General features: G+C 56.4%; 1 protein-coding gene and 1 pseudogene. Both read right to left on the reverse strand.

Annotated elements, in window-relative coordinates; translation table 11 throughout:
- A pseudogene (locus EOA24_RS28690) lies at positions 1-278 on the reverse strand (hypothetical protein); the annotation flags it as partial.
- Positions 279-415: 137 nt separating this feature from the next.
- Entirely contained in the window at positions 416-4288 is a 3873-nt protein-coding gene (locus EOA24_RS28695) for a type I polyketide synthase (protein WP_189354298.1), read from the reverse strand.
- Between the last annotated feature and the right edge of the window lie 126 nt (positions 4289-4414).

Consider the following 4414-nt stretch of genomic DNA (forward strand, 5'->3'; position numbering starts at 1 on the left):
CGGCAGAGCTTGCCAACTGTCGCATAGAACGAGTCCCCTACGGACGTAATGCCAGCAATGTCATAGGTTGCATGCAGCCGGGAGCATTCGCGGATCAGCGCATCGAGATCCGCTGTATCGACACGGATTGCCTCAATTCCTTCGGCCCCAAGATAGTCGTACTGAGCTGGATCAGCCGACAGGACAATTGGATGAAGACCAATTTGCAGAGCTGCTTGGACGTAAAGCGGACCATTATACCTTGAACCTTCAAGCAGGATGAGCGCTCTTCTTGCCATTGGCCGTTGTCTCCGACGTTGCGTGCTGTGCGGCGTTGCGGCCGCAAAGATTCTGCAAATTTAGTTCAAAGATTTGTTGCAACAGTTTGGTCACCGGCCCGTGTCCGGCTTTTGCGATTCGCTGCTGGTGCCGTCGCTTAGTCGTTTCGATTGAGATATTCTTTGAGCTTCGTTGCTAGGACGCGTACATGGGGCGGAGCGACCATCGTGTAATGGTCACCAGGCACTTCGTGAATTTCCAGGCGCGCCCTCGCGAATTGCTTCCACCCGAGATCGCCATCAGGTTCATTAGTGGATGTGCGCAGCCCCTTCTTGGCTGCAAAGAGAACGGACCTGCTGTGGTTGAACCGAGGCGTATATTCGCGCAGCGCAATTTTATTTGCCTCGGCAACTGCCAGGATATTATTGAGCTGCGTTTCGCCGATGTCGGGTACGTTGCCTGCTTGCATTCCGAAATCCAGCAATGCCGTGACCTGACACTCATGTTTGATGGATTTCAGCTTTCGCCAATGTTTCTTCAGCGTAGGAAAAAGGACGCTCAATATGACCGCTTGCTCTCTAAGCCAGTGAGGAATACGGCGGTTGCCGAGCAGGCGGTGATACCGGTCGCTTGTGTGCTCTTCATCCTTGTGAAGCGCTTTGGCATCGAGCAGCCCAACAATTGCTACCTCGTCACCAGCATCGTGCAATTGGCAGGCCATTTCCCAAGCAATGCTACCGCCCATGGACAACCCGGCGAGCTGATAAGGGCCTCGCGGTTGAACGCTCTTGATAGCCTCTACGTATTCCCGCGCCATCTCCGGAATGCTCAGGTGAGGTCTTGCTTCACCATTCAGACCGCGCGCCTGCAGGCCGAAGAGCGGCTGCTCCGTGCCAAGTGCCTTAGCAAGAGGCGTATATAGGAGTACATGTCCCCCAAAAGGGTGGGGGCAAAACAGAGGCGTCCGTGAACCGCCGGTTTGTATCGGCACCAATGCGTTCGGACGCGCGCTTCTATGTGTCTTCGACAGGGCTATTGCGAGCCCTCTTGGAGTCTGGTGTTCCAGCAGCAGGGAGACAGCCAATCTCTCTCCCGTGAGCTGCTCGATGCGATCGATGACGCTTAAGGCGCTCAACGAATCGCCACCAAGATCAAAGAAGCTGTCGGTCAGGGCAACGTCATCCAAGCCCAAAATGTCCCGATAGACCGCCGCAATTTGGCGGTCTAAAGCTGTCTCAGCAGGCATCTCAACTACAGTCGGATTGCGCACCCCTTCGTTCCCAGTCGGGCGATCGACGGATCTGGCTGCAATATTAGGCTGATTCAAACCGGCATTGTGTTCCTGCTCCTTAGTGGCGGCCGCATCGAGCCAGTAACGCTTGCGATCAAAAGGGTAAGGCGGGAGGGGGGTACGATGAGGGGGCTTATGATCGTGCAGGCCAGACCAATCAACGCGAACGCCACAGGTCCAAAGCTTGCCCAATGTCTGTAACAGTCTCAGGTGATCGCCTTGCCCGTGATCGCCTCCTGGCAAGGCTGGAAACCCCACGGGGTTCCGCCGGTTGCTCTTTGACTTAAACCGCCTGGAATGTGTGGTCAGGGCTGCGCCAGGCCCCATCTCAATGAACAACTCGTGGCCCGATTGCACTACCCGATCGAAGGCCTGATGGAACTGCACCGTCTCTCGCAGATTGCGGACCCAATAGCTGCCATTGAGCCGCACGTCCGCTTCAAGCCAGTCACCGAGCACCGTCGACATGAAAGGTATTTGAGGCGCTTGCAACTCGACTTGTTCTGCATGAATCCTAAACTCCGGCAGGATTGGATTGAGTAGTGACGAATGCACGGCATGGCTTGCGCGCATTAGTTTGCTCGCAATAGATTTCGCCTGCAATCGCCCATGAAACGCTGCGATCTCAGATGCGACCCCTGAAACGACGCACTGACGGGGACCATTTATTGCCGCCAACGAAAGGCGTCCGTTCCAATAGGGCCGGAGCTCTTCCGGCGACAGGCTGACTGCAACAATCCCGCCGGCAGGCACACGGGACGTTAACTGTCCTCTTATCAGCGTCAGTCGAATAGCATCAGATAACGAGATAATGCCCGCAAAATGAGCGGCTGCATATTCGCCGATGCTGTGGCCAATCACAGCTGCAGGCAAAATGCCCCACGAGATGAAGAGTTTCGCCATTGCATATTGCGTAGCGAAGATGACAGGCTGTATGATGGCTTCCAGCTGAGGCTCAAGCTCGCCATCAGATTTGCCTTCGCAGTAGAGCAGGGGGCGGAAATCGATATGTGCGAGCTCGTTAAGCCACTTTGCGCATTCGTCGATGGCGTTGCGGAATACCGGCTCTTCTTCATAAAGCTCCCGACCCATTCCGATCTGCTGCCCACCCTGGCCGGAGAACATGAACACGATGCGGTGTTCACTGCTTGACGCCTCTCCCGCTGCGCCCGCATTCAGAGCCGCCTGATCGAGCTGGTCGGCTAATTCCACCGGATCGGATCCGACGAAACTTGTGCGATGTCTGAGAGCTGCTCGACCGGTTTGCAGGGTGTATGCGATATTTGCTGCGCTGTGCCTAACGTCGCTTCGGCGAATAAAGCTTGCCAGTTGCCGGAGCATTTCGGTTAGTGCAGACCCGCTTGCACCCGACACTGGAAAAACTTGAAGCCTGCGACCGCTTTGTTCACCACTCTGTGGCGGAGCCTCCTCCAGGATCGCATGCGCATTCGTGCCACCAATGCCAAATGAGCTGACCCCGCCGCGCCGTGGCTCACCACCTTTGGGCCAAGCGGTGCAGGTCTTGTTTACGAACACCGGGCTCTCCTTGAAGTCGATATTTGGGTTGGGCTCATCGAGATGCAGGCTGGCGGGAAGGACGCCCTTGTTCAGCATTGTGGCGAGCTTAATCAATCCCGTTACACCCGCTGCGGCGTCGAGATGGCCAACATTTGTCTTCACAGAACCTATTGCGCAGAATTGTTTCCTCGCGGTGTGGGAACGGAAGGCCTTGGTTAGGCCGGAGATTTCGATGGGGTCTCCAAGATAGGTTCCCGTACCATGCGCTTCGACGTAACCAATGGTGTCCGCAGAGACCTCAGCATCGGTGAGGGCGGCCTGGATCACCGCAGCCTGTCCGTCGGCGCTGGGGGCGGTGAACCCTACCTTGGCGGCGCCATCATTGTTGATGGCGGTCCCCTTTATCACTGCCCAGATATAGTCGCCGTCTCTACAGGCGTCGCTCAGCCGCTTGAGGACAACGACCGCTGCTCCGCTGCCTCTCACGGTTCCCTGTGCTTTAGCATCGAACGCACGGCAGTGGCCGTCAGGGGACAAGATATGGCCTTGTTGATGGAGATAGCCTTTTCCATGGGGCAGGGAAATCGATGCACCGCCTGCCAGCGCCATGTCGCACTCATTGCCGCGCAGGCTCTGGCAAGCGAGGTGGACAGCAACCAGCGAAGTGGAACAGGCCGTCTGAACTGACACGCAGGGGCCGGTCAAGTTGAGCTTGTAGGCAATGCGCGTCGCCGTGAAATCGTGGCCATTAAGAATGCGGATCTGCAACTTCTCTGAATCCAGCAGGTCGCGGCCTGCTTCACGTTCAGCGAGATAGTGGTTGGCCCCCACGCCGGCAAAGACACCAACTCGGCCTTCTGCGTTCTCGCGCGATCCGTATCCCGCATGGTCGAGCGCCTGGTACGCCGTTTCCAGCAGGATCCGCTGTTGCGGGTCCATCCACGCTGCTTCCTTAGGCGAGAGACCGAAAAACGCTGCATCAAACAGATCAACTTCGCTGATAACGGCTTCGCGCCTCACATAATTAGGCTTGCCAAAGGTATTGGGATCAACGCCGGCTTCTCGCAACGTCTGTTCATCCAAGTCTGCGATGGACTCTATGCCACCGACCAGATTGTTCCAGAATTGATCGACGTTTTCCGCTCCCGGGAACTTGCCCACCATGCCGATGATCGCGACAGCATTGCCGTTCTGTTCGAGCTTGCTTTCGCTTGCGGCCACGCCAATTGGTTTCTTTTGATACTGAGTGAGGCGAGGGGCGTCTGAAATTGCGGCTAAGTGCGCTGCGAGCGTTCTTATGGTGGGGTGCTCGAAAAGACTCAGAATCTTGCAATCAATGCCCAAACG

Source organism: Mesorhizobium sp. M2A.F.Ca.ET.039.01.1.1 (genome assembly GCF_003998035.1).
In the GTDB taxonomy this organism is placed as follows: domain Bacteria; phylum Pseudomonadota; class Alphaproteobacteria; order Rhizobiales; family Rhizobiaceae; genus Mesorhizobium.